The following is a 23,276-nucleotide window of genomic DNA, read 5'->3' on the forward strand; positions in this document are numbered from 1 at the left end:
CTGAGTGTACGTTCGTCGCTTTTTATCAGGATCACGGTTTCATCAGAATCCGTAGTCTTACCGACCTCACTCCGCCGGCTCGGGATCGGGAAGCATCTCTTCCGTGTCGATGCGCTTGGATTCGCGGGTCGGCTTGATCAGCGGCTCCGGTGTGACCGGGCGTGTCAGCAGCAGGTCATTGCCCGCCATCAGGCCTTCGGCCGCCTGGATGTGCAGCCGATCCTCGTCACGGCGGCGGATGTCCTCCATGATCTCGTAGGCCACATCTTCGCTGGTTCCGAGCTCTTCAAGCGTGCGGCGGCCGAACAGCAGGCCTGATTCAAAGGTCTCGCGCAATTCGTACTGCACGCCGCGGGCGCGCAGTTTCAGCGTGTGGCCCCGGTCATAGGACCGCACGAACAGCTTGATATCAGGATATTCCGACTGGATGAGCTCGACGATCCGGTCGGTGGTCTCCTTCCTGTGCGTGCAGATGGCAACGATTTTCGCCTGGCGGATACCGGCGGCCTCCAGCACTTCCTTGCGCGTGCCATCGCCGAAATAGATGCGGAAGCCGAATTTCGAGGCGGCGCGGATGCGGTCGGCCGAGGCATCGATCAGCGTGACGCTGGTGCCGCCAGCCAAAAGGATCTGCGCGGCGATCTGCCCGTAGCGGGAAAAGCCGATCATCAGCACGTCGGCACCGGCAGCACCGTCGAAATCCTCGTCGATCTGTTCTTCCGCATGGGCGTCGACAAGAAAGCGGTTGCCAAGGGCGACCGACAGCGGCATCACGGCCATGGACAGCGTGACCACCGCGATCATCTCCGATGCCGTCGAGGTGCTGAGCAATCCGGCCGCCGCCGCCGTGGTGAACAGGACGAAACCGAACTCACCGCCCTGCGGCAGGAAGAAGGCGATGCGGGTCGCATCATTGTGATTGCACCGGAAGAGCCGCGCCAGGATGTAGACGACAAGTGCCTTCACCGCCATGAACACGGGCACCGCAAGAAGAATCGCCTCCCAGTCGGCAAGGATGACCTTGAGGTCAATCGACAGCCCGACGGCCATGAAGAACAGGCCGAGGAAAATACCGCGGAACGGTTCGATGTCCGCCTCCAGCTCGTGCCGGTAGGACGATTCGGCCAGCAGGACGCCGGCGATGAACGCGCCCATGGCCATGGACAGCCCGGCAAACTGCATCAGCAGCGCGGCGCCGAGCACGACGAACAGGGCGGCGGCAATCATCACTTCCCGCGCGCCGGTATTGGCAATGAACCGGAACAGCGGATTGAGGAGATAGCGGCCCACCGCAACGATGGCGCCGATGCAGACGATGGCGATGAGGAATTTACCAAGCGGATCCGCCTGATGCTGGGCGGAACCGGGTGCAAGCACGGGAATCATGGCCAGCAAGGGAACGATTGCCAGATCCTGGAACAGCAGGATGGCAAAGGATGTCTGCCCGTGCGGCATATTGGTCTCGCCGCGCTCTTCCAGGATCTGCATGGCGAACGCCGTGGACGACAGGGCAAGGCCAAAACCGATGACCAGAGCCGCCTGCCAGTTGACGAGATGGAAGGCGAGGATGAGCCCGGTCAATGCCGCACCGGAGACGATGACCTGCGCCGCGCCGAGGCCGAAAATCGCATGGCGCATGTTCCACAGGCGCGTGGGTTTCAATTCGAGGCCGATCACGAACAGCAGGAAAACCACGCCCAGTTCGGAAAAATGCAGGACCTGTTCGCCATCGGTGATGAGATTCGCCAGCGGCCCGATCAGCAGGCCCGCCGCGAGATAACCCAGCACCGTCCCAAGCCCGAGCCGTTTGAACAACGGGGCGGCAATGATCGCCCCAGCCAACAGAGCCAGAGCCTGAAAGTAGAGATTGCCGCTTTGTGAAAGCATGAGCCTGACCCAGTCTGTTGCGAATGTTACCAGTGTTTGCCTTGATAGACCCCAATTTGCACCATATAGGAGGCAGTGCATTGTCTGATCATTGGTCAGATATGTCCTTGCATCCTATCATGCAATCAACTCTAGGGATGAATATGATCGAGCCGGCCAATTCCCGCGAATTCGTTGACAACGCTGCTGCGCTTGTCGAAGCCGCCCGCCGGGCCGGAGCCGACGCCGCCGATGCGGTTGTCGTGCGTTCGCGGTCCACGGGTGTCAGCGTCAGGCTTGGCAAGGTCGAGGCGACCGAATCGTCGGAAAGTGACGATTTCTCCCTGCGCGTCTTTGTTGGCAGGAAAGTGGCAAGCATATCGGCAACCGCCGGGTCCGACCCGAAAATTCTGGCCGAGCGCGCCGTCGCCATGGCCAGGGTTTCGCCGGACGATGCGTTTGAAGGCCTGGCTGATCCAGCCAATCTGGTGCGCACCATCCGTGATCTTGATCTCTATGATCCGACCGTCGTTGCGGCAGCGCGGCTGACCGAAGATGCATTGGCTGCGGAGGCTGCCGCCCTTGAAGTTGACGGCGTTACCAATTCCGGCGGTGCGTCGGCTTCCGCCGGGCTCGGCGGCATGGTTCTGGTGACATCGGGCGGGTTCGTCGGCCATTACATGGGGTCGCGTTTTTCCCGTTCGGTCAGCGCCATCGCCGGCACGGGTACCGGAATGGAACGCGACTATGATTTTTCCTCGCGCCAGCATTTCGATGCGCTCGAGGACCCGGCGGCCATCGGCCGTTCAGCCGCCGCGCGCGCGGTCAAACGCCTGGGCGCCCGGCAGGCCAAGACCGGTGTGGTCAATGTGGTTTATGATCCGCGCGTGGCGCGTGGCATCGCGTCCCATCTTTCCAGCGCCATCAATGGCGCATCCGTTGCGCGCAAGACCAGTTTTCTGAAGGACCGCATGGGCCAGAAGATTCTCGCGGACAGCATCAATGTCACGGATGATCCGCTGCGCATCCGCGGCTCGTCCTCGCGGCCCTTCGACGGCGAAGGAATTGAAGGCGAAGCACTGACCATGGTCGAGAACGGTGTTTTGAAGCACTGGTTCCTGTCCACATCAACGGCTGCGGAATTGGGGCTGAGCACCAATGGCCGCGGTGTGCGTTCAGGATCGACCGTTGTTCCGTCGTCCACCAATTTTGCCATCGAGCCGGGGGATGAAACGCCGGAGGCCCTGATCCGTGCTGCCGGCAATGGCTTCTATGTCACGGAGCTTTTTGGTCAGGGCGTCGATATGATCACCGGGCAGTACAGCCGTGGCGCGTCCGGTTACTGGATTGAAAATGGCGAACTGGCCTATCCCGTCAGTGAAGTCACGCTTGCCTCCAACCTGAAGGATATGTTCCTGAACATGGTTGCGGCGAACGATATTGACCGTAACTTTGGCGTCGCCAGTCCGACACTCCTGATCGAAGGCATGACTCTTGCCGGCAAGTGAAAAAAATCGCGATGATCTAGCCCTGATCCGGGAAGCAGCGGAAGGCGCCGGGCGTATCGCCCTGTCCTATTTCCGCCAGGACCCGCAGGTCTGGATGAAGACCGGCAATTCGCCGGTGAGCGAGGCAGATCTTGCGGCGGACAAATATCTCAAGGACATGCTTCTGACGGCCCGGCCTGACTATGGCTGGATTTCCGAAGAAACCCTCGATGACCGCGTGGCGACAGCGCGCCGGCGCTTTTTCGTCGTCGATCCCATCGACGGTACGCGCGCCTTCATCGAAGGGTCGGATGTCTGGTGCGTCAGCGTGGCGGTTATCGAGGATGGCCGTCCGGTGGCCGGTGTGCTGGAATGTCCGGCGCGCGGCGAGACGATCACAGCGCTTCCAGGGCAGGGGGCTGAACAGAACGGCACAGCCATTCATGTCAGCACCAGCGGCGTTCCGTTCAAGGTGGCGGGCCCCGGGCCATTCCTGAAGAAGCTGCCGGACCATTTCCAGCAATCCATGATTGCCGCGCCCTACATCGCCTCGCTGGCCTATCGCATTGCCATGGTTGCCCGGGGCGACATTGCCGGGACCTTCGTCCGGCCGAATTCCCATGACTGGGATCTGGCGGCGGCCGATCTCATTCTTGTGGAGGCGGGCGGTCATGTCCTGACGGCGAATGGCAAGCCGCTGACCTATGGTTTGCGCAACAATGAGACAGGCGATTATCGCCATGGCGCGCTTGTCGCGGCCAGCGGTTTATTGATGGACAACATGTTGGACGTTGTCGCCGAAACCGCCTTCGGCTAAACAGACTGAAAATTCAACGATTGATCACTGAACGGATGGGCGACCATGAGCGAAAATACAGCAGAACCGAAGCAGTTGCTTCACCTGGTTTTTGGCGGCGAACTGAAGAAGCTCGGCGGTGTTGAATTCCGCGATCTGGAAAAGCTGGATATCGTCGGCATCTACCCGAATTTCGAGACCGCACAGCGCGCCTGGAAGTCGAAAGCCCAGCAGACCGTCGACAACGCACATATGCGCTATTTCATCGTGCACATGCACAAATTGCTCGATCCCGACACGGGCAAGGCAAGCTGACCGGTTCTCCGGTCGCGCATTGACAACGGCATGATTGATAACAGCACAGCAACCGCCAAGGCGCCCCGCAAGAAGAACGGGGTGCTGAAACGGTTTTGGCGTTCCATCCGGGGCCCGCTGGCGAAGTCGCGTTTCGTCCGCTTTCTCGTGGTCTGGCTGATCACGCAGTTCTTCCGGCTGGTGAATGCCACCAACCCGCGTCTGCCCGGCTCGTCCGATCTGGAGGATATGAAGCGGGGCGGTGAGCCGTTCATTGCTGTGGCCTGGCATGGCCAGCATCTGATGGCGCCCTTTCTGATGCCGCGCGGCGTGCGCTTCGCCGCCATGTTCTCCAAGAGCAAGGATGCGGAACTCAACGCGCGGGTAGCCGAACGGTTCGGTGTCGAGATCATCCGCGGTTCCGGCGGGCGGGAGCCGACGAAAAGCATCGAAAAGGGTGGGGTAAGGGCCTTGCTCGCCCTGAAAAAGGCATTGAAGGACGGTAAGACGGCGGCAATGATTGCTGATATTCCCCATGGGACACCCCGCGATTCCGGTCAGGGGGTCATTCTCCTTGCCAAACTGTCGGGCCGCCCGATCATTCCCATCTGCTATATGACGTCGCGCAGGAAAATTCTCGAGAAGAGCTGGGATAAGACAACCATTCCCTTGCCATTCGGCAGGTCAGGGTTGATTGTCGGCGACCCGATCTTTGTCCCCGAGGATGCCGATGATGCAATGCTTGAAGCCAAGCGTGTCGAATTGACCGCCAGCCTGAACGCCAATACGGTACGGGTGCAAGCGCTTGTGGATGGCCGGGCATGAGCGAACGGTGGGCGCGCATTGTCCTGAGCACCTATCGCTGGGTGGGTGCCATGGTCTTCCCGGCTGTCGGCGCCTATGTCGCCTTCCGCGCCAGCAAAGGCAAGGAAGAACGCGGACGTCAGGGTGAACGTTATGGCGTGGCCAGCGTTGCACGGCCGGCGGGACCGCTGGTTTGGGTGCATGCGGCGAGCGTCGGCGAAACCTCTGCCGTCACGCCGCTGGTTGAAACCATCGTCGACATGGGAATCAGCGTCGTTCTTACAACCGGGACCGTGACCTCCGCCAAGATGGTGCAGGAACGTCTGGGTGACCGGGTCATCCATCAATATGTGCCGCTCGACCTGAAGCCGGCGGTCGACCGGTTCCTCAGCCACTGGCAGCCCGATCTCGCCGTTATCTGCGAATCCGAGATCTGGCCGATGACCATTCTTGAACTGGGGCTGCGGCGGGTGCCGCAGGTTCTGGTCAATGGCCGCCTGTCCGACAAATCCTTTGCTGCCTGGCAGAAGCGGCCGTCCATCGCGGAAGCGCTGTTTGAAAATCTCGCCCATGTGGTGGCCCAGTCTGACATTGACGGCGAACGGTTCCGTACGCTCGGGGCCCGTCCGGTCACGGTATCGGGCAATCTCAAAGTCGACACCGCAATCCCGCCGGTCGTGGAGTCGGAACTTGAGGCTCTGCAGGGGCAGATCGGCAAGCGCAAGACCTGGGCAGCGATTTCCACCCATCAGGGTGAGGAAGATGTCGTTGCGCAGGTTCATCACATGCTGAAGGTCAGGCATCGCGATCTCCTGACGATCATCGTGCCGCGTCATCCTGACCGCGCCCCGGCAATTGCCGAAGAAATCGAAAAGCTCGGCATGAAGGTGGCATTGCGCAGCCGCGGCGATGTCATCGCGCCGGACACCGACATCTATCTCGGCGATACGATCGGCGAGATGGGCCTGTATCTGCGGCTGACGGAAATCGCCTTTGTCGGGCGGTCGCTCATGGCGCAGGGCGGCCAGAATCCGCTGGAACCCGCCATGTTGAAGACGGCAATCCTTTCGGGCCGCAACGTGCAGAATTTCCGCGATTCCTACCAGCGCCTGATCAAGAATGGCGCGGCCAAGCTCATCCGCGACAAGGACATGCTGGCTGGGGCCGTCAACTACCTCTTCAACAATCCCGCTGAACGCCAGGTGATGATTGATGCGGGAACGAAGACGGTTGAGGACATGCGCGGTTCGCTTGATCTGACCATGACGGCGCTCGAGCCCTTCATCCAGCCCCTGGTGCTGAAGGCGCGGTTGAGCGCGCGTGAAGGTGGCTGGAAATGACCAGCGAAGCGCCTCCTTTCTGGTGGGAAAAGCCGGATTGGCGCGCGCGGGCCCTCAGCCCCCTGTCAAAGATTTACGGTATGGTTGCCGGACGGCGCATCCGCCGCGCCAAGCCGCCTGCCGTTCCCATTCCCGTTCTGTGCATCGGCAATTTCACCGTCGGCGGCGCGGGCAAGACCCCGACGTCCATTGCCTTTGCGCAGGCCGCCGTTGCCGCTGGTCTGAAACCCGGCATTGTCTCACGCGGTTATGGCGGAGCCTTCTCCGGACTGCACCGGGTCGATCCCGATCACGACAGCGCCCGGCATGTCGGCGATGAGCCCATGCTGCTCGCCCGGCATGCGCCGGTGGTCGTATGCGCCGACCGGTTTGCCGGGGCCACTGCGCTGCAGGCGGCGGGATGCGACTTCATCATCATGGATGACGGGTTCCAGAGTGCCCGCCTGCATTTCGACTATGCGCTCATGGTCGTCGATGCGGGGCGGGGTATCGGCAATGGCCGCGTCATTCCCGGCGGCCCGCTGCGCGCGCCACTGACGGATCAGCTGGTGCGCACCGATGCCCTGCTCAAGATAGGGTCAGCCAATGGCGCCGACCATCTCGTGAGGAACGCTGCACGTGCGGCCAAGCCGGTATATGAAGCCTCGCTTCAACCCAAGGCGGTGCTTGCGGTCGCTGATAAACCGCTGCTCGCCTTTGCCGGCATTGGCGATCCCGCCAAATTCTTCCGCACGCTGGAAGAAGCCGGTGGAACGGTCACAGAGGCACGCCCCTTTCCGGATCACCATCCCTATACGGATGAGGAAATCGCCGATCTCATCAAAAGTGCCGATGCGGACGGTTTGACCCTGATCACCACGGCGAAGGATCACGTCCGCCTGCTCGATGGCAGCGAAATCGCCAAGGCATTCGCCGCGAGAACGCAGGTTCTGGATGTGGAGCTGGTTTTTGCGCACCCGCGAACCGTATCGCGCGTCATCAGTGAAACCCGGGAAAGGGCGCGCCTGCGAACGATCCGGCGGCTATAGGCCGCGGCGGAAGTTGCGTATGCGCGGCGGCGTTTCACCCATGGGTATATCCATGGAGCGGCCGGTTGTCTGGCTGTATTGCCGGTCGTTGGAAAAGAGAATTCGCCCTGGCGTACCGATCTGCACGGACAGGGCTACCTTTGGCGCCGATTTCGCCGCCGGGATTTCAATCTCGTAGGCAATGGGGAAATAGCCGCTGCGGCCCAGCGTGAAGCTTGTCTCGCCGATTACCGGCATGGGTTTGGAGTTGCCGTTGGTTGCATCATAGGCGGTGATGTAAACGACGGAACTTGGTGAAAGCCGTGCCAGCGGCGAGCCGCGCAGATAGCCCTTGATCGTCTTGGTCGGTCCGCTATAGGCCGGTTCGCGTTTGGCGCCCATCGTGGTGCAGCCGCCGGCCAGAAGCGCGGTCGCGGCAAGGGCCAAAAGCGTGGACCGGCGATTGATCACCGGTCAGGCCTTGCTGCGCTGGCGCAGCGATGGGTTCATTTCAAGCTCGCGCTCAAGCGAAATCGTCGCATCCGCATAGGCTTCCTGGCGGGCAACGCTCCAGTACCGCAGTTCATCCAGCGCGATCTTTTCCGACGTCACGGCGCACAGCACGTAGGAGCCCGGCGACAGGACCTGAAAGTCACCGTCGAGGTAGCGTATCTTGGCTTCACGTGAGCCGGGGCCTTCAAACCTGTTCATTGTCCGGTGGTTTCCCATTCTTTTCGTCAGCTCATTTAGGCGGCAGATGCCCCGCGGGTCAAGACGTCAGCGCCTGCCGAAAAGCCGCTCGATATCCGTGAGCTTCAGTTCGATGTAGGTGGGCCGGCCGTGATTGCACGTGCCTGAGCCGGGCGTGTCTTCCATCTGGCGCAACAGTGCGTTCATCTCGTCCGGCTTCAGCCGCCGGCCGGAACGCACGGAGCCATGGCAGGCCATCGTGGCGGCAACATGGTCGAGAATGGCCTTCAAACCATCGGATGTATCGTGTTCGGCAATCTCGTCTGCGAGGTCGCGGATGAGCTGCTGCACGTCGATCTCGCCCAGCATGGACGGGGTTTCCCGCACGGCGACCGCACCGGGACCGAAGGCCTCCACGCCTAGACCGAAGCGCAACAGGGTTTCCGCATGGGCCACCAGCCGCTCCACGTCCTCTTCCGGCAGATCGACAATCTCGGGAATGAGCAGCATCTGCGCGGGCAAGGGTCTTGAATGCAGCGCCGTCTTCAATGCCTCGTAGACAAGCCGCTCATGCGCGGCGTGCTGATCGACGATGATGAGGCTGTCTTCCGTCTGCGAGACGATGTAGTTCGCATGTATCTGGGCGCGTGCAGCGCCGAGCGGTGCGGCCAGCAGGGCTTGCGGCACCTCCGCAGCGCTTGCCCGCGTATCGGTGGCCAGCACGTCCGCTTCAGCCAGGAAGCTGCGTATCGGTTCCGAGAAACCATTGTTTGTATAGGATGGTGCCGGGTCCGGTATGATGGGACGAAAGGCAGATTGCTGGGTTGTATAGTTCTGGTTGACCGACGGCGAACCCTGCCAGTGCTGTGCCGGTTGGGCCGGGCGCAAAGGCTCCGCTCCGCCGAGCCGGAAGGACTGCAGCATGGCTTCCGCCCCGCTGGTGGCGGCGCGAATGCCGGACTGGCCGAGCGCCTGGCGGATCGCACCGACGATCAGCCCGCGCACCAGACCCGGATCGCGGAAGCGCACATCGGCCTTGGCCGGATGCACATTGACGTCGACCAGCGCCGGATCAAGGTTGAGGAACAGCACCACGACCGGGTGCCGGTCGCGCGAGATCACATCCGCATAGGCGCCGCGGATGGCGCCCCATATCTGCTTGTCGCGCACCGGCCGCCCGTTGACATAGGCAAACTGATGCAGGCTGTTGGCGCGGTTGAAGGCCGGTATCCCGGCAAACCCGGTCAGGCGCACCCCGTCACGCTCCGCATCGATGGCAAGCGCGTTCTCCGGGAATTCCCTGCCCAGCACCTGCGAAATCCGTTCCAGCATGCCGGCGGAGCCAATGCCCGTCGCCGCAAGCTCGAGCGGCGTGCGGTCGCTGCCCGCCAGAGAAAAGCGGATATGCGGGAAGGCAATGGCAACCCGCTTGACAATATCGCTGATGGCCGAAGCTTCGGCCCGGTCGGTCTTCATGAATTTCAGGCGTGCGGGTGTAGCAAAGAACAGATCGCGCACCTCGGCAATTGTGCCGTTGTTCATCGCCGCCGGGCGCGGGCCATCCATATGGCCGCCATGCACGCTGATCTCGAAACCGGAATCGGCCTGTGCCGTGCGGGATTTGACCGACAGCCGCGAGACCGAGCCGATGGAGGGCAGGGCCTCGCCGCGAAAACCCAGCGCCCGGATATCATGCACGTCATCCGTCAGTTTCGATGTGCAATGGCGCGAAACGGCCAGCGTCAGCTCATCCGAAGGGATGCCCGAACCATTGTCGGTGATGCGGATGAGGTTCTTGCCGCCGCCTGCCGTCACCACTTCGATGCGGGTTGCTCCGGCATCGATGGCATTTTCCACAAGCTCCTTCACCACGCTTGCGGGGCGTTCGATGACTTCACCCGCAGCGATCTGGTTGATGATGGTTTCGGTAAGCTGTTTGATGGTCATGCCATACATATAGGGGATTCGTCCGGCGACGGAAATTGTTCGCTGCCAAAGCGCACCGGAATATATTTTAAGCCAAAACTATCTGGCCATCGACGCGATTTTGGTGCTAGGTCTGGGAAAAGCATTATGGAGGAAATTACATGGCGCATTCCAAAGCTTCCTTTGTCTGGACGGATCCGTTTCTGCTGGAAGATCAGTTGACCGAAGACGAACGGATGATCCGGGACAGTGCGCGCGCCTTTGCGCAGGGAGAGCTGGCACCGCGTATCGAGGAAGCCTATCTTGAGGAAAAGACCGATCCGGCACTTTTCCGTATGATGGGCGAGGCCGGGCTTCTCGGAGTGACGTTGCCGGAAGAATACGGCACCGCTGGTGCGTCCTATGTCGCCTATGGTCTGGTTGCTCGTGAAGTCGAGCGTGTCGACAGCGGCTATCGCTCGATGATGAGCGTGCAGTCCTCGCTGGTCATGTATCCCATCTACGCCTATGGCTCCGAAGAACAGCGCAAGAAATATCTGCCGAAGCTGGCTTCGGGCGAGTGGATCGGCTGCTTTGGCCTGACCGAGCCCGATGCCGGTTCCGATCCCGCCGGGATGAAAACGCGCGCCGAAAAGGTTGCCGACGGGTACCGGATTTCCGGCTCGAAAATGTGGATATCCAATTCACCCATCGCGGACGTCTTCGTAATCTGGGCCAAGTCCGATGCGCATGACGGCCAGATTCGCGGCTTCGTGCTCGAGAAGGGCATGAAGGGGCTTTCCGCTCCGAAGATCGGCGGCAAACTTTCGCTGCGTGCTTCGATCACCGGCGAAGTCGTCATGGACGGCGTTGTCGTCGGCGAAGAACACCTTCTTCCCAATGTTGCCGGGCTCAAGGGGCCGTTCGGCTGCCTCAACCGTGCCCGTTACGGCATTTCCTGGGGTGTAATGGGGGCCGCGGAAGATTGCTGGCAGCGCACGGTGCAGTATGGCCTCGACCGCAAGCAGTTCGGCAAGCCGCTGGCGGCTACCCAGCTGTTCCAGAAGAAATTTGCTGACATGCAGACGGAAATCACGCTGGGCCTGCAGGCGAGCCTGCGGGTCGGGCGCCTCATGGATGAAGACCGGATGGCACCGGAGATGATCAGCCTGGTCAAGCGCAACAATTGCGGCAAGGCTCTGGATATTGCCCGCGTTGCCCGTGACATGCACGGCGGCAACGGCATCCAGATCGGCTATCACGTGATGCGCCATGCGCAGAACCTTGAAACGGTCAACACCTATGAGGGCACGCATGATGTGCACGCGCTCATTCTCGGGCGCGCCCAGACCGGCATTCAGGCATTCTTCTAGGAATGGCTGACAGGCTCGTCCTGCTTGGAACCAAGGGTGGCCCGGCAATCCGTCCGGGCGGCCCGTCGCCAACATCGTCGCTGCTGGACATATCAGGACGGCGGATCGTCATCGATTGCGGTCTTGGTGTGACCCGGGCCTTGGTCAATGCGGATCTGTCACTGAAGGATCTGGATATGATCCTGATCACACATCTGCATTCCGACCATGTGCTCGAACTCGGCCCGCTCATGCATACGGCATGGACGTCGGGGCTATCGCACAAAGTCACGGTCTACGGCCCGGCCGGAATTGAAGACTATTGGTCAGGCTTCCTGCAATCCATGCGCTACGACATTGATCTGCGCATCGAGGACGAGGGGCGGCCCGATCTGCGCGATCTTGTCGATCTGCAGGTCTACGCCGATGGTTTGGCCTATCAGGACGCGAGCCTGACGATCACCGCCTTGCACGTCGATCACCCGCCGGTTGTCGATTGTTTTGCGCTGAAGATCGAAGCGGCAGGCAAATCCATCGTCTTTTCGGCGGATACGGCCTATTTCCCGCCGCTGGCCGGTTTTGCCCGGGAGAGCGATATCCTCGTGCATGAGGCGATGCTGCCAGAAGGCGTGGATCGTCTCGTCGCGCGGACGGGCAACGGCGCACGCCTCAAGGAACATCTTCTCGCCAGTCATACACTCGTTGAAGATGCCGCGCGGATCGCGGTGGCCGCTGAGGTGAAGCATCTTGTGCTGCATCACCTCATTCCGGCTGACGACCCGCAATTCGGCGAAGCCGACTGGGTAAAAGCTCTGGATGGCAAGTGGGATGGCCGTTTGATCGTCGGCCGCGACGGCCTGGTCATCCCGCTTTAGACATCAGTCATTCCGGGCCGAATGCAGCTTTTCCAGTGCCGCCAGCAGAATGCACAGTGCGATACCCTGCGAGGCCAGTTCCACTTCCTGCAGGGAAGGGAATGTCGGCGCCAGCCGCAATGTGCGGTCGTGCGGGTCCTTGCCGTGCGGTGAGGTCGATCCTGCCGGCGTCAAGGTCACGCCTGCCTGCTTGGCCAGTTCGACCACATGCTTGGCCGTGCCTTCCATGGCATCGACGCAGATGAAATAGCCGCCCTGCGGCTTCGACCATTCGGCGACGCCCGTGCCGGCGAGGCGCTTTTCCAGAGCTTCGTTGACCATGTCGAATTTCGGCGCGATCAGGGCGCGATGCGCCGCCATGTGCTTGCGTATGCCGTCCTCGTTCTTGAGGAACCGTACATGCCGTAGCTGGTTCAGCTTGTCCGGTCCGATTGTCCGTTTGCTGGCGCTGGCAAGGTACCAGCGCACATTGGCTGCTGACGAGGCGAAGAAGGCAAGGCCGGCACCCGCCAGCGTTACCTTGGACGTGGAGGCGAAGACAAAGGCCCGGTCGGGATGTCCGGCCTTTTCGCACAGGTCGAGAATATCGGGGATCTGATGCTCGGTTTCCGTGAGATGATGCACCGCATAGGCATTGTCCCAGAACAGGCGGAAATCAGGAGCACCGGTTTTCATCGCGGCAAGACGTTCGATCACCGCGTCGGAATAGGTCTCGCCCGACGGGTTCGAGTATTTCGGCACGCACCACATGCCCTTGACGCTCGGATCGGCAGCGAGTTTCTCGACCATGTCCATGTCAGGCCCATCGCCCTTGAGCGGTACGGGCAGCATGCGGATGCCGTATTCTTCGAGGATGGAGAAATGCCGGTCATAGCCGGGCACCGGGCAGATAAAAGCCGGGGCTTCCGTCTTCTGCCAGGGTTCGGTGCCGCCGGGAACGCCCTTGGCCCAGGCCCAGAGCAGGCAGTCGTGCATCAGCGCCAGACTGGAATTGTCACCGACAACGATCCGATCCGGCGACGTGCCGAGCGTTGGCGCGAACAGCGTGCGCACTTCCGCCAGTCCCTGCAGATTGCCGTAATTGCGGGCATCTTCACCGGCTTCGCTGAAGTGATCGCCATTGCCGGGCAGGGTCAACATGCCGTTGGCGAGCGCCAATTGCTCGGGGCTTGGCTTGCCGCGGGTCATGTCGATTTTCAGTCCACGGGCACGGAAGGCCTCGTATTCCTTCAAAGTCTTTTGGCGCAGGGCGGCGAAATCGTCACTGTTCAGATCGGCAATACGGCTCATGGGAAGGTCAGCTCTGTTGTCTATAGGCTTGGGGAGGTCAGCGGTAAGACGGCTGCGGGGTCCGCAGCCGTCCTTGCAGGGTCAGCCTTTCTGCTGCTGAACGATGCCGTAAATATTGGTCGAACGGGCGCCGGAGCGGCAATAGGCCAGCACCGGGCCTTCCGCTTCTTCGAGTGCGGCGGCCATTGCATCCACGTCGTCCTGGGTCAGCTGGCCTGAAATCACGGGGACGTAGTAGATCGGGATGCCTGCCTTTTCAGCGACCTTGGCGATTTCGGCAAATTCCGGCTGATCCGGCGATTCACCATCGGGGCGGTTGCAGATCAGGGTCTGATAGCCTGCCGCAGCAATATCGCGTACGTCGTCCGGTGAAATCTGCCCGGTCACGGCAAAGCCTTCGTCAATCTGACGGATATCCATTTTCGTTCCTTGAGAATGTGATTGGTGGCAGCACCATACATCAAACGCTGACCAATGCCACATCAAAGCCGATTGATCGGAGCCGCAAATTGCGAGCATTGCTCCATAAATAGGCATATACGACTAATTGATAATAATATAGGCACTTGATTGCCGAAACGGTGCTGGCCGCCCCCTTGTTTCCGCCGCTGCGGTCTTCATAATATTCAAGGCCTGTTGCGCTTGGCCGTTGTAATCTCGGGCTAATCCAAAGATTTCACACGAGCATGACGCTGCAACCCGCAGTTGGCACGGTCGTTGCATAGTATTCCCTCGGTACAAACAACCATAAAGAGGGGTTTACCTGAATGTTCAGTCTAACAGCCAGATTTATTGGAACCTTGGCGGCCGCCGCCGTGGGAGCGACACTGACCCTTGCACCGGCAAAGGCAGCCGAGGACACAATCAAGGTCGGTATTCTGCATTCGTTGTCCGGTACGATGGCGATTTCCGAAACCACGCTCAAGGATACGATGCTCTTCCTCATCGACGAGCAGAACAAGAAGGGCGGGGTTCTCGGCAAGAAGCTTGAAGCCGTCGTTGTCGATCCGGCGTCGGATTGGCCGCTGTTTGCGGAAAAAGCCCGTCAGTTGATCGAACAGGACAAGGTCGCGGCGGTTTTCGGCTGCTGGACATCGTCCTCGCGCAAATCCGTGCTTCCGGTTTTCGAAGAACTGAATTCCCTGCTGTTCTACCCGGTTCAGTATGAAGGCGAGGAAAGCTCGCGCAATGTCTTCTACACGGGTGCTGCGCCGAACCAGCAGGCCATTCCCGCCGTGGATTATCTCGCCAAACAGGAAGGTGTGGAGCGCTGGGTTCTTGCCGGTACGGACTATGTCTATCCGCAGACCACCAACAAGATCCTGAAGGCCTACCTCAACGCCAAGGGCGTGAAGGATGAGGACATCATGATCAACTACACGCCGTTCGGTCATTCCGACTGGCAGACGATCGTGTCCGACATCAAGAAGTTCGGCTCGGCCGGCAAGAAGACTGCCGTTGTTTCCACCATCAATGGCGATGCCAATGTGCCGTTCTACAAGGAACTGGCCAACCAGGGCATCAAGGCCGAAGACATTCCCGTTGTCGCCTTCTCGGTGGGCGAGGAAGAGCTGGCCGGTCTCGACACCAAGCCGCTGGTCGGCCATCTCGCCGCCTGGAACTACTTCGAATCCGTCGATTCCGACGCCAATGCCGACTTCATCAAGAAATGGCACGCCTATATCAAGAACGACAAGCGCGTGACCAATGATCCGATGGAAGCAACGTTCATCGGTTTCAACATGTGGGTGAAGGCCGTCGAAGCCGCCGGCACCACCAAGTCGGATGCCGTCATCGATTCGATCGTCGGCGTCTCCGTCCCGAACCTGTCCGGCGGTTACGCGGCGATGATGCCGAACCATCACATCACCAAGCCGGTCCTCATCGGCGAAGTGCAGGCCGATGGCCAGTTCGACATCGTCTACAGGACGCCGGGCCTCGTCGTCGGCGATGAATGGTCCGACTATCTGCCAGGCTCGAAGGACCTGATCTCCGATTGGCGCAAGCCAATGTCGTGCGGCAATTTCAACGTTGTCACCGGCAAGTGCGGCGGCGCGACCAAGACGAACTAAGCGCTAAAATCAAGCTCCGGCTTCGGGTCGGGGCGACAACGCCGAAGCCAACTCCATCCCCGTCTCGTGGCGGGGATGGAGCTCCTCCCAGGAATTTCAAATGCAGGATTGTTGAATGTCATTGAGCCGCTTCCTGTCCATCATCGCGATACTCGGGCTTTGCCTGTTTCCTGCGGCCGCCGGTGCGCAAGCCATGGACGACGCCAAACTCAAATCGCTGGTGCAGGCGCTGGCCGGTGATAATTTCGACGAGACGAGCAAGGCGGTTTCAGAACTTGCCAAAAGCGGTACGCCGCGCGCCGCTGCCATTCTCAACGCATTGAGTGCCGGCGATCTCTATGTTTCGAAGGCTGACAAAGCGGTGTTTATCGGTACGCGCGATGGCGCGGATTATGCCGCAACCGACCCGCTGAGCGGTGCAAAATTGCCTCCCGTTCCGCGCAATACGGCCGACAAGATCAAGGTCAACAACCGGCTGCGCCGCGATATCGCGGCTGCCATCGGCGGCCTGACACTGATGAGCACCGACGCGGCGGAGCGCCGGTCCGCTGCCGAAGCAATCCTGAAGAACCGCGATCCTGAATCCATTCCGTTGCTGGACCAGGCGCTGTCGGCGGAGAAGGATGCGGGGATCAAGGTGCTGATGCAGCGCGCCAAGGCTGCTGCTGTTCTCAATTCCAGCGCGGCAGACGATGTGAAGATCGCCGCCATCGCCGCAATCAAATCCGGGAACGGGCGCGAGGCGCTCGGTCTGTTGACGCCGCTCGCCGGTGTTCCGGGGCCGGTCGGCGAAGCCGCCAGTGCCGCCATATCCAGCATCAACGCAGAACTCGAAATCTGGAACGGTATCCAGAATGTCATTTACGGCCTGTCGCTTGGCTCGGTCCTGCTGCTCGCGGCTATCGGCCTCGCGATCACATTCGGTGTCATGGGTGTCATCAACATGGCCCATGGCGAAATGGTGATGATTGGCGCCTACACGACCTTCGTGGTGCAGCAGATCATCCGCACATCCATGCCGGGGCTGTTCGAATATTCGCTTCTGTTTGCCTTGCCTGCGGCCTTTCTCGTCTCCGGCGCCATCGGCGTCGTCATTGAGCGCGGGATCATCCGCTTTCTCTATGGCAGGCCGCTGGAGACCCTGCTGGCCACCTGGGGCATATCGCTGGTGCTGCAGCAGGCGACGCGGTCGTGGTTCGGTGCCTCGAATGTTCAGGTCAGCAGCCCGTCATGGATGTCGGGCTCCTTCGATGTCGGCATGCTGACGCTGACATGGTCGCGTCTCTGGATCATCGTGTTCGCCCTGTCGGTCTTTGCCGTGCTGCAGCTGGTGCTGAAGAAAACCATGCTCGGCCTGCGCATGCGGGCGGTCACGCAGAACCGGCGCATGGCGTCCTCCATGGGCATCCGCACGCCATGGGTCGACGCGCTCACCTTCGGTCTTGGTTCCGGTATTGCCGGCATTGCCGGTGTCGCGCTCAGCCAGATCGACAATGTCAGCCCCAATCTGGGCCAAGGCTATATCATCGACAGTTTCATGGTCGTGGTCTTTGGCGGTGTCGGCAATCTCTGGGGAACGCTGGTCGGCGCCATGTCGCTCGGCATTGCCAACAAGTTCCTCGAGCCCTTTGCCGGGGCCGTCCTTGGCAAGATTCTCGTGCTGGTCCTCATCATCCTGTTCATTCAGAAGCGTCCGCGCGGTCTCTTCGCACTCAAGGGAAGGGCCATCGAGGCATGATCACCCAATGGTTTTTCAGACATGGCGACCGGCGCAGCCGGATTGCGATCATCATTCTGGTGGCGGTTGCCTGTCTCGTGCCCGTCCTCAATCTGCTGGTGCCGGACACCTCTCCCCTGCATATCCCGACCTATCTGGTTTCGCTGCTCGGCAAATACCTGACCTATGCGCTGCTCGCCGTGGCGCTTGATCTGGTCTGGGGTTTCTGCGGCATTCTTTCGCTTGGCCATGGCGCCTTCTTTGCCCTCGGCGGCTATGCCATGGGCATGTATCTGATGCGCCAGATCGGCCCGCGCGGTGTCTATGCCGATCCGGTTCTGCCGGATTTCATGGTGTTCCTCAACTGGAAGGAACTGCCGTGGTTCTGGTACGGTTTCGACAATTTCTGGTTCGCGGCCCTGATGGTCGTGCTGGTGCCGGGGGTACTGGCCTTCGGCTTCGGCTGGCTGGCCTTCCGCTCGCGTGTGACGGGTGTCTACCTCTCCATCATCACCCAGGCCCTGACCTATGCGCTGCTGCTCGCCTTCTTCCGCAACGACATGGGCTTTGGCGGCAATAATGGCCTCACGGATTTCAAGGATATTCTCGGCTTCAATGTGCAGGCGGGAACGACCCGTTCAGCGCTGTTCGCAGCAACCGCCCTGTTTCTGGCGCTGGCCGTTCTTGTGTCCAGTTTCATCATTCGCTCGAAGCTCGGCAAGGTGCTGGTCGGCGTGCGCGACGCGGAAAGCCGCATGCGCTTTCTCGGCTATCGCGTTGACCGGTACAAGCTGTTCGTCTGGACGGTCTCTGCCATGATGGCGGGCATTGCCGGGGCGCTTTATGTGCCGCAGGTGGGCATTATCAACCCGTCCGAGTTCGAACCCGCCAACTCCATCGAAGCGGTCATCTGGGTGGCGGTCGGCGGGCGCGGCACGATCATCGGTCCGATCATCGGCGCGATCCTCGTCAATTTCGGCAAGACCTACTTTACCGCAGCGTTTCCGGAGATTTGGCTGTTTGCCCTCGGTGCACTGTTCATCCTCGTCACGCTGTTCCTGCCCAAGGGCATTCTCGGGCTCTACGGCTCCTGGCAAGCCGGCAGAGCCAGCCATGCGGCACGCAAAGACGAGGAGGTGCTGTCGCCCGTGGTGAAACAGGGCGGCAAGCTCGCCCCGGTACCCGAACCCCAGGCTGCGGAGTAGCGCCCATGAAGGCCAAGGACATATTGCTTTATCTCGACGGCGTTTCGGTTTCCTTTGATGGATTCCGTGCCATCAACAACCTTTCGCTCGTGCTTCAGTCGGGAGAGATGCGCGCCATCATCGGTCCGAATGGGGCGGGGAAAACCACCATGATGGATATCATCACCGGCAAGACCAAGCCGGACAGCGGCGATGTCTATTTCAACGGCACGGTCGACCTGACCGGGCATGACGAAGCCGACATTGCCATGCTCGGCATCGGCCGCAAGTTCCAGAAGCCGACGGTCTTCGAAAGCCACACGGTGGAGGACAATCTGGTGCTGGCCCTGTCCGGGCCGCGCTCGGCCCTGTCAGCGCTGTTTCATCGCCAGAGCAGGGATGAAGCCGACCGCATTCACGAAATCCTCTACACGATCCGGCTGTTTGAAAAGCGCCGCTGGCTGGCGGCCAGTCTCTCGCACGGCCAGAAACAATGGCTGGAGATCGGCATGCTGCTCGCGCAGGATCCGAAATTGCTGCTGGTGGATGAGCCGGTCGCCGGGATGACCGACGCGGAAACCGCGGAGACGGCGAAACTCCTGCGCGATATTGCCCGCACCCGCTCGGTGATCGTGGTGGAGCATGACATGCATTTCGTGCGCGAGCTCGGCGTGAAGGTCACCTGCCTGCACGAGGGCTCGGTGCTGGCAGAGGGCTCGCTCGATCATGTCAGCAACGACCCGCGCGTTATCGAGGTCTATCTCGGGCGATGAGGCGGTGTGTGGCACATCAATGGGAGGGAATTTTCTGATGCTTACGGTTGAAAATGCTTCTCTTCACTATGGCGCCGCGCAAGCGTTGCGCGGCATATCGCTCGAGGTGAAGCCGCAATCCATCACCTGCGTCCTTGGCCGGAACGGTGTCGGCAAGACCAGCATGCTCCGGGCGATCGTCGGCCAACACCCGCTATCGTCGGGGTCGATCAGCTTCGATGGTGCGCCGCTCGGCAGGAAGCCGCCCTACGACCGGGCGCGGGCCGGCATTGCTTTCGTGCCGCAGGGGCGCGAGATCTTTCCGCTGCTCACCGTGCGCGAGAATCTGGCGACGGGCTTTGCTGCCGCCAGACGCGGCAACCGTAATGTGCCGCCGGAGGTTTTCGAGCTGTTCCCCGTGCTCAAGACCATGCTGGGCCGGCGCGGCGGGGATCTGTCGGGCGGTCAGCAGCAGCAGCTCGCCATCGGCCGTGCGCTGGTCACGCGTCCACGGCTGCTTGTTCTGGATGAGCCGACCGAAGGCATCCAGCCGTCGATCATCAAGGATATCGGTCGCGCCATCCGGTTTCTGCGCGATCAGACCGGTCTCGCCATCCTTCTCGTCGAACAGTATCTCGATTTCTGCCGCGAGCTGGCAGACCATGTCTACATCATGGATCGCGGCGAGATCGTCCATTCCGGCGATGCCGCAAGTCTCGACAGGCCGGAGGTGCGCAAGTTCCTGACGGTTTGAATCGACCACCGCTCTTGCTGTCAGCGGGTAATCATCGATAGAGTCTTGTCGGAGGACGGATTTCGATGATCGACAAGCTGGAATTTTTTATCGCTCTGGCGCGCAACCAGCATTTTGGCCGCGCGGCGGAGGAATGCGGCGTCACGCAGCCAACCCTGTCGGCTGCGATCCGCCAGCTTGAAGATACGCTGGGTGTCGTTCTCGTTCAGCGCGGCTCACGCTACAAGGGATTGACGCCGGAGGGCCAGCGCGTGCTCGAATGGGCGCGGCGCATTGTCGGCGATACGCGGACGATGCGCGAGGAAATCCGCGCTGCACGCTATGGTCTGTCCGGGCATGTGAAGATAGCGGCAATTCCCACGGCGCTTGCCATGGTTTCGCGCCTGACGACGCCATTTCGCGAAAAACACCCCGATGTGACCTTTTCGGTGACCTCGCGCACCTCGCTGGAAGTCCTGACGCTGCTCAGCAATTTCGAGATCGATGCGGGAATCAGCTATCTCGACAATGAGCCGCTCGGGCGGGTGACATCGGTTCCGCTCTACTCGGAACGCTACCAGTTGATCACCTCGACGGGCAGTACCTATTCGGATCGCGAATTTGTGACCTGGGCGGAGGTTGGTCAGTTGCCGCTCTGCCTGCTCACCCAGGACATGCAGAACCGCCGGATCATCAACAAACACCTGCACGAAGCGGGGGTGGACGTGCATCCAACGCTGGAATCCAATTCGATGATTGTGCTGTTCTCGCACATACGGACCGGCAAGTGGGCGAGCATCATGCCGCTCAACCTTGCGGAAACACTGGGTTTTTCCGAACCGATCCGCGCTATTCCCATTGTCGAGCCCGATGCACGCCATCTTGTCGGGCTGGTGGCGGCTGACCGCGAACCCCATACGCCGCTGGTGTCCGCCCTGCTGCATGAGGCCCGGGCGCTTGCCATCGAACTCAATATGGTTTGATAGAAATCTTCTATCGACCAACGGGACTGGTATATTGATTAGTTGCGTCGTTTTTGATCTGTTCTAGGCTACGAGGAGCATTTAGGGAGGGCGCTGCACGAAATGCAGACCGCAAGTACCGATATCGCTGGGAGAGCGATAGACATTATCAATCAGTTGAAGGGTCAAGAAGGCCCGCTCCTTCCGATTCTGCACGAGTTGCAGGGCGAGTTCGGCTATGTGCCGCAGGAGACTTTGCCGCTGATTGCCCAGGCGCTGAACATATCGCGCGCCGAGGTGCACGGCGTTGTCACATTCTATCACGATTACCGCGATCATCCGGCAGGCCGGCATGTGCTGAAACTGTGCCGTGCGGAGGCCTGTCAGTCGATGGGCGGCGATGCCATGGCCCGAAAAGCCCGCGAACTGCTCGGCATCGACTGGCATGGAACAACCGCCGACGGTGCGGTGACGCTCGAACCGGTCTATTGCCTCGGCCTTTGCGCCTGTGCGCCCGCCGCGATGCTGGACGGTGAGGTCATTGGCCGTCTGGACGACGAAAAACTCGAAGAAATAGCGACAGGAGTGCGGCTATGACGGTCACATTCTTTGTCCCGCGCGATTCCGGCGCGCTTGCCCTCGGCGCCGAAAAGGTTGCCCGGACACTGCAGGATGAGATTGCGGCCCGCAATCTCGATGCGCGCATCGTTCGCAACGGGTCGCGCGGCATGTATTGGCTCGAACCGATGGTCGAGGTGGAAACACCGTCCGGCCGCGTGGCTTACGGCCCGGTCAAACCTTCCGACCTGGCTTCGCTTCTCGATACGGGTATGGCCGAAGGCCGGACCCATCCGCTCTGGCTTGGCTTGACCGAGCACTTGCCGTTTTTGGCAAAACAGACCCGCCTGACCTTTGCCCGTTGCGGCATAACCGATCCTGTCTCGCTCGATGATTACCGCGCCCATGACGGCTTGAAGGGACTGGAGAAAGCGCTTGCCCTTTCGCCGCTCGAAATCGTCACCCAGGTGACGGAATCCGGTCTGCGCGGGCGCGGCGGTGCCGGTTTCCCCACCGGCATCAAATGGAAGACCGTCCTCGATGCGGCGGGCGAACGCAAATACATCGTATGCAATGCCGATGAGGGCGACAGTGGCACCTTTGCCGATCGCATGATCATGGAAGGCGATCCCTTCGTTCTGATCGAAGGCATGACCATTGCCGGTATCGCCGTCGGTGCCACCAAGGGTTACATCTATACCCGCTCCGAATATCCGCATGCGATTGCCGTGATGAACGAGGCCCTTGATGTCGCCCGCAAGGCTGGCGTGCTCGGCGTTTCGGTGCTGGGGTCTGCCCATGCTTTCGACATCGAGGTGCGAGTCGGTGCAGGCGCCTATGTCTGCGGCGAGGAAACCGCGCTGCTGGAAAGCCTCGAAGGCCGCCGCGGCATCGTCCGCGCCAAGCCGCCTCTGCCTGCGCACAAGGGGCTTTTCGGCAAGCCGACGGTCATCAACAACGTGATATCGCTTGCCTCCGTGCCGGTCATTCTCGACAAGGGCGCGGCATTCTACAAAGATTTCGGCATGGGCCGCTCGCGCGGCACCATTCCGCTGCAGATCGCCGGCAATGTTCGGTATGGCGGGCTTTTCGAAACCGCCTTCGGCCTGACACTCGGCGAAATCGTCGATGATATCGGCGGCGGGACTGCGACAGGACGACCGGTCAAGGCGGTGCAGATCGGCGGCCCGCTCGGCGCGTATTTTCCGCGTGAACTCTTCGATACCCCCTTCGACTACGAGGCTTTTGCCGCCAAGGACGGACTCATCGGCCATGCCGGGCTCGTTGTCTTCGATGACAGCGTCGACATGCTGAAACAGGCACGTTTCGCCATGGAATTCTGCGCTGTCGAGTCCTGCGGCAAGTGCACGCCCTGCCGTATCGGCTCGACCCGTGGTGTCGAGGTCGTCGATCGCATCGCTGCCAATATCGAGCCGGAAAAGCAGATCGCGGTTCTCACCGACCTCTGCAACACGATGAAGTTCGGTTCGCTCTGCGCGCTGGGCGGTTTCACGCCCTATCCGGTGATGAGCGCGCTGACGCATTTTCCTGAAGATTTTCGTCCTGCGCCCGTCGCGCAAGCGGCGGAATAG

Annotated in this window: 22 protein-coding genes; 16 read left to right on the plus strand and 6 right to left on the minus strand. The window is 60.8% G+C overall.

The annotated features are described in order from the left end of the window. Positions 1 to 66: 66 nt before the first annotated feature. A complete protein-coding gene (locus tag AC1Q5O_RS00440; RefSeq protein ID WP_492561552.1) occupies positions 67 to 1,887 on the minus strand; it encodes a monovalent cation:proton antiporter-2 (CPA2) family protein in 1,821 nt (606 codons plus the stop codon). 143 nt (positions 1,888 to 2,030) lie between these two features. On the opposite strand from AC1Q5O_RS00440, the gene AC1Q5O_RS00445 reads away from it, so the two are divergent. Genes AC1Q5O_RS00445 through lpxK form a run of 6 tightly spaced genes read left to right on the plus strand, consistent with a single transcriptional unit; the run spans position 2,031 to position 7,615 of the window. After that, entirely contained in the window at positions 2,031 to 3,374 is a 1,344-nt protein-coding gene (locus tag AC1Q5O_RS00445; protein WP_492561553.1) for a TldD/PmbA family protein, read from the plus strand. Continuing rightward, positions 3,361 to 4,170: a 3'(2'),5'-bisphosphate nucleotidase CysQ gene (locus AC1Q5O_RS00450; RefSeq protein ID WP_492561554.1), complete on the plus strand. Its 810-nt coding sequence runs from the start codon at positions 3,361 to 3,363 to the stop codon at positions 4,168 to 4,170. The genes AC1Q5O_RS00445 and AC1Q5O_RS00450 overlap by 14 nt, the downstream gene beginning before the upstream one ends. Before the next feature lie 45 nt (positions 4,171 to 4,215). Next, positions 4,216 to 4,464, plus strand: a complete 249-nt coding sequence (locus tag AC1Q5O_RS00455) for a DUF4170 domain-containing protein (protein WP_105736221.1) — start codon at positions 4,216 to 4,218, stop codon at positions 4,462 to 4,464. Between the two features lie 30 nt (positions 4,465 to 4,494). Next, on the plus strand, positions 4,495 to 5,268 hold the full coding sequence (locus AC1Q5O_RS00460) for a lysophospholipid acyltransferase family protein (protein ID WP_223611656.1): 774 nt from the start codon (positions 4,495 to 4,497) through the stop codon (positions 5,266 to 5,268). Further along, positions 5,265 to 6,587, plus strand: a complete 1,323-nt coding sequence (gene waaA, locus AC1Q5O_RS00465) for a lipid IV(A) 3-deoxy-D-manno-octulosonic acid transferase (RefSeq protein WP_492561555.1) — start codon at positions 5,265 to 5,267, stop codon at positions 6,585 to 6,587. The genes AC1Q5O_RS00460 and waaA overlap by 4 nt, the downstream gene beginning before the upstream one ends. Then, positions 6,584 to 7,615 carry a tetraacyldisaccharide 4'-kinase gene (gene lpxK, locus AC1Q5O_RS00470; protein WP_492561556.1) on the plus strand — a complete coding sequence of 344 codons (1,032 nt, stop codon included), beginning with the start codon at positions 6,584 to 6,586 and terminating at the stop codon, positions 7,613 to 7,615. Before waaA ends, lpxK begins: the two co-directional genes overlap by 4 nt. On the opposite strand, the gene AC1Q5O_RS00475 is transcribed toward lpxK, so the two are convergent. The 3 genes from AC1Q5O_RS00475 to mutL form a co-directional block, all read right to left on the minus strand. Further along, positions 7,610 to 8,065 (minus strand): hypothetical protein, encoded by a 456-nt coding sequence (locus AC1Q5O_RS00475; RefSeq protein WP_492561557.1) that lies wholly within the window; start codon positions 8,063 to 8,065, stop codon positions 7,610 to 7,612. The genes lpxK and AC1Q5O_RS00475 overlap by 6 nt on opposite strands. Before the next feature lie 3 nt (positions 8,066 to 8,068). Beyond that, positions 8,069 to 8,305, minus strand: a complete 237-nt coding sequence (locus AC1Q5O_RS00480) for a DUF2093 domain-containing protein (RefSeq protein WP_223611652.1) — start codon at positions 8,303 to 8,305, stop codon at positions 8,069 to 8,071. 66 nt (positions 8,306 to 8,371) lie between these two features. Beyond that, on the minus strand, positions 8,372 to 10,231 hold the full coding sequence (mutL, locus tag AC1Q5O_RS00485; RefSeq protein ID WP_492561558.1) for a DNA mismatch repair endonuclease MutL: 1,860 nt from the start codon (positions 10,229 to 10,231) through the stop codon (positions 8,372 to 8,374). A gap of 140 nt (positions 10,232 to 10,371) precedes the next feature. On the opposite strand from mutL, the gene AC1Q5O_RS00490 reads away from it, so the two are divergent. Both AC1Q5O_RS00490 and AC1Q5O_RS00495 read left to right on the plus strand, forming a co-directional pair. Continuing rightward, positions 10,372 to 11,562 carry an acyl-CoA dehydrogenase gene (locus tag AC1Q5O_RS00490; protein ID WP_492561559.1) on the plus strand — a complete coding sequence of 397 codons (1,191 nt, stop codon included), beginning with the start codon at positions 10,372 to 10,374 and terminating at the stop codon, positions 11,560 to 11,562. 2 nt (positions 11,563 to 11,564) lie between these two features. After that, positions 11,565 to 12,416 (plus strand): MBL fold metallo-hydrolase, encoded by an 852-nt coding sequence (locus AC1Q5O_RS00495; protein WP_492561560.1) that lies wholly within the window; start codon positions 11,565 to 11,567, stop codon positions 12,414 to 12,416. A 3-nt stretch (positions 12,417 to 12,419) separates the two neighbouring features. Here AC1Q5O_RS00495 and AC1Q5O_RS00500 read toward each other — a convergent pair whose 3' ends face one another. Both AC1Q5O_RS00500 and AC1Q5O_RS00505 read right to left on the minus strand, forming a co-directional pair. After that, the gene (locus tag AC1Q5O_RS00500; protein ID WP_492561561.1) at positions 12,420 to 13,706 is read right to left on the minus strand and encodes an aspartate aminotransferase type Ic; all 1,287 of its coding nucleotides are present in this window, start codon (positions 13,704 to 13,706) and stop codon (positions 12,420 to 12,422) included. A gap of 81 nt (positions 13,707 to 13,787) precedes the next feature. Further along, a complete protein-coding gene (locus AC1Q5O_RS00505) occupies positions 13,788 to 14,126 on the minus strand; it encodes a protein tyrosine phosphatase family protein (protein WP_492561562.1) in 339 nt (112 codons plus the stop codon). 347 nt (positions 14,127 to 14,473) lie between these two features. On the opposite strand from AC1Q5O_RS00505, the gene urtA reads away from it, so the two are divergent. The 8 genes from urtA (at position 14,474) to AC1Q5O_RS00545 (ending at position 23,276) form a co-directional block, all read left to right on the plus strand. Continuing rightward, a complete protein-coding gene (urtA, locus tag AC1Q5O_RS00510) occupies positions 14,474 to 15,778 on the plus strand; it encodes an urea ABC transporter substrate-binding protein (protein WP_223611646.1) in 1,305 nt (434 codons plus the stop codon). A gap of 115 nt (positions 15,779 to 15,893) precedes the next feature. Then, positions 15,894 to 17,516 (plus strand): urea ABC transporter permease subunit UrtB, encoded by a 1,623-nt coding sequence (urtB, locus tag AC1Q5O_RS00515; protein WP_492561563.1) that lies wholly within the window; start codon positions 15,894 to 15,896, stop codon positions 17,514 to 17,516. Beyond that, entirely contained in the window at positions 17,513 to 18,700 is a 1,188-nt protein-coding gene (urtC, locus tag AC1Q5O_RS00520; RefSeq protein ID WP_492561564.1) for an urea ABC transporter permease subunit UrtC, read from the plus strand. Before urtB ends, urtC begins: the two co-directional genes overlap by 4 nt. 5 nt (positions 18,701 to 18,705) lie before the next feature. Then, positions 18,706 to 19,452: an urea ABC transporter ATP-binding protein UrtD gene (gene urtD, locus AC1Q5O_RS00525; RefSeq protein ID WP_492561565.1), complete on the plus strand. Its 747-nt coding sequence runs from the start codon at positions 18,706 to 18,708 to the stop codon at positions 19,450 to 19,452. Between the two features lie 37 nt (positions 19,453 to 19,489). Continuing rightward, positions 19,490 to 20,185 (plus strand): urea ABC transporter ATP-binding subunit UrtE, encoded by a 696-nt coding sequence (urtE, locus tag AC1Q5O_RS00530; protein ID WP_223611642.1) that lies wholly within the window; start codon positions 19,490 to 19,492, stop codon positions 20,183 to 20,185. Between the two features lie 65 nt (positions 20,186 to 20,250). Then, complete coding sequence (locus AC1Q5O_RS00535; RefSeq protein WP_223611641.1) at positions 20,251 to 21,147, plus strand: LysR family transcriptional regulator; 897 nt, start codon at positions 20,251 to 20,253, stop codon at positions 21,145 to 21,147. Positions 21,148 to 21,249: 102 nt separating this feature from the next. Further along, a complete protein-coding gene (locus AC1Q5O_RS00540) occupies positions 21,250 to 21,723 on the plus strand; it encodes a formate dehydrogenase subunit gamma (RefSeq protein ID WP_463011657.1) in 474 nt (157 codons plus the stop codon). Continuing rightward, on the plus strand, positions 21,720 to 23,276 hold the full coding sequence (locus AC1Q5O_RS00545) for a formate dehydrogenase beta subunit (RefSeq protein ID WP_492561566.1): 1,557 nt from the start codon (positions 21,720 to 21,722) through the stop codon (positions 23,274 to 23,276). The genes AC1Q5O_RS00540 and AC1Q5O_RS00545 overlap by 4 nt, the downstream gene beginning before the upstream one ends.

The organism is Phyllobacterium sp. MT110 (genome assembly GCF_058792715.1).

Coding starts and splice junctions, on each gene's coding strand:
- AC1Q5O_RS00440 (WP_492561552.1), bottom strand. CDS start 1,887: ATGCTTTCACAAAGCGGCAATCTCTACTTTCAGGCTCTGGCTCTGTTG.
- AC1Q5O_RS00445 (WP_492561553.1), top strand. CDS start 2,031: ATGATCGAGCCGGCCAATTCCCGCGAATTCGTTGACAACGCTGCTGCG.
- AC1Q5O_RS00455 (WP_105736221.1), top strand. CDS start 4,216: ATGAGCGAAAATACAGCAGAACCGAAGCAGTTGCTTCACCTGGTTTTT.
- AC1Q5O_RS00460 (WP_223611656.1), top strand. CDS start 4,495: ATGATTGATAACAGCACAGCAACCGCCAAGGCGCCCCGCAAGAAGAAC.
- waaA (WP_492561555.1), top strand. CDS start 5,265: ATGAGCGAACGGTGGGCGCGCATTGTCCTGAGCACCTATCGCTGGGTG.
- lpxK (WP_492561556.1), top strand. CDS start 6,584: ATGACCAGCGAAGCGCCTCCTTTCTGGTGGGAAAAGCCGGATTGGCGC.
- AC1Q5O_RS00480 (WP_223611652.1), bottom strand. CDS start 8,305: ATGAACAGGTTTGAAGGCCCCGGCTCACGTGAAGCCAAGATACGCTAC.
- mutL (WP_492561558.1), bottom strand. CDS start 10,231: ATGACCATCAAACAGCTTACCGAAACCATCATCAACCAGATCGCTGCG.
- AC1Q5O_RS00490 (WP_492561559.1), top strand. CDS start 10,372: ATGGCGCATTCCAAAGCTTCCTTTGTCTGGACGGATCCGTTTCTGCTG.
- AC1Q5O_RS00495 (WP_492561560.1), top strand. CDS start 11,565: ATGGCTGACAGGCTCGTCCTGCTTGGAACCAAGGGTGGCCCGGCAATC.
- AC1Q5O_RS00500 (WP_492561561.1), bottom strand. CDS start 13,706: ATGAGCCGTATTGCCGATCTGAACAGTGACGATTTCGCCGCCCTGCGC.
- AC1Q5O_RS00505 (WP_492561562.1), bottom strand. CDS start 14,126: ATGGATATCCGTCAGATTGACGAAGGCTTTGCCGTGACCGGGCAGATT.
- urtA (WP_223611646.1), top strand. CDS start 14,474: ATGTTCAGTCTAACAGCCAGATTTATTGGAACCTTGGCGGCCGCCGCC.
- urtB (WP_492561563.1), top strand. CDS start 15,894: ATGTCATTGAGCCGCTTCCTGTCCATCATCGCGATACTCGGGCTTTGC.
- urtC (WP_492561564.1), top strand. CDS start 17,513: ATGATCACCCAATGGTTTTTCAGACATGGCGACCGGCGCAGCCGGATT.
- urtD (WP_492561565.1), top strand. CDS start 18,706: ATGAAGGCCAAGGACATATTGCTTTATCTCGACGGCGTTTCGGTTTCC.
- urtE (WP_223611642.1), top strand. CDS start 19,490: ATGCTTACGGTTGAAAATGCTTCTCTTCACTATGGCGCCGCGCAAGCG.
- AC1Q5O_RS00535 (WP_223611641.1), top strand. CDS start 20,251: ATGATCGACAAGCTGGAATTTTTTATCGCTCTGGCGCGCAACCAGCAT.
- AC1Q5O_RS00540 (WP_463011657.1), top strand. CDS start 21,250: ATGCAGACCGCAAGTACCGATATCGCTGGGAGAGCGATAGACATTATC.
- AC1Q5O_RS00545 (WP_492561566.1), top strand. CDS start 21,720: ATGACGGTCACATTCTTTGTCCCGCGCGATTCCGGCGCGCTTGCCCTC.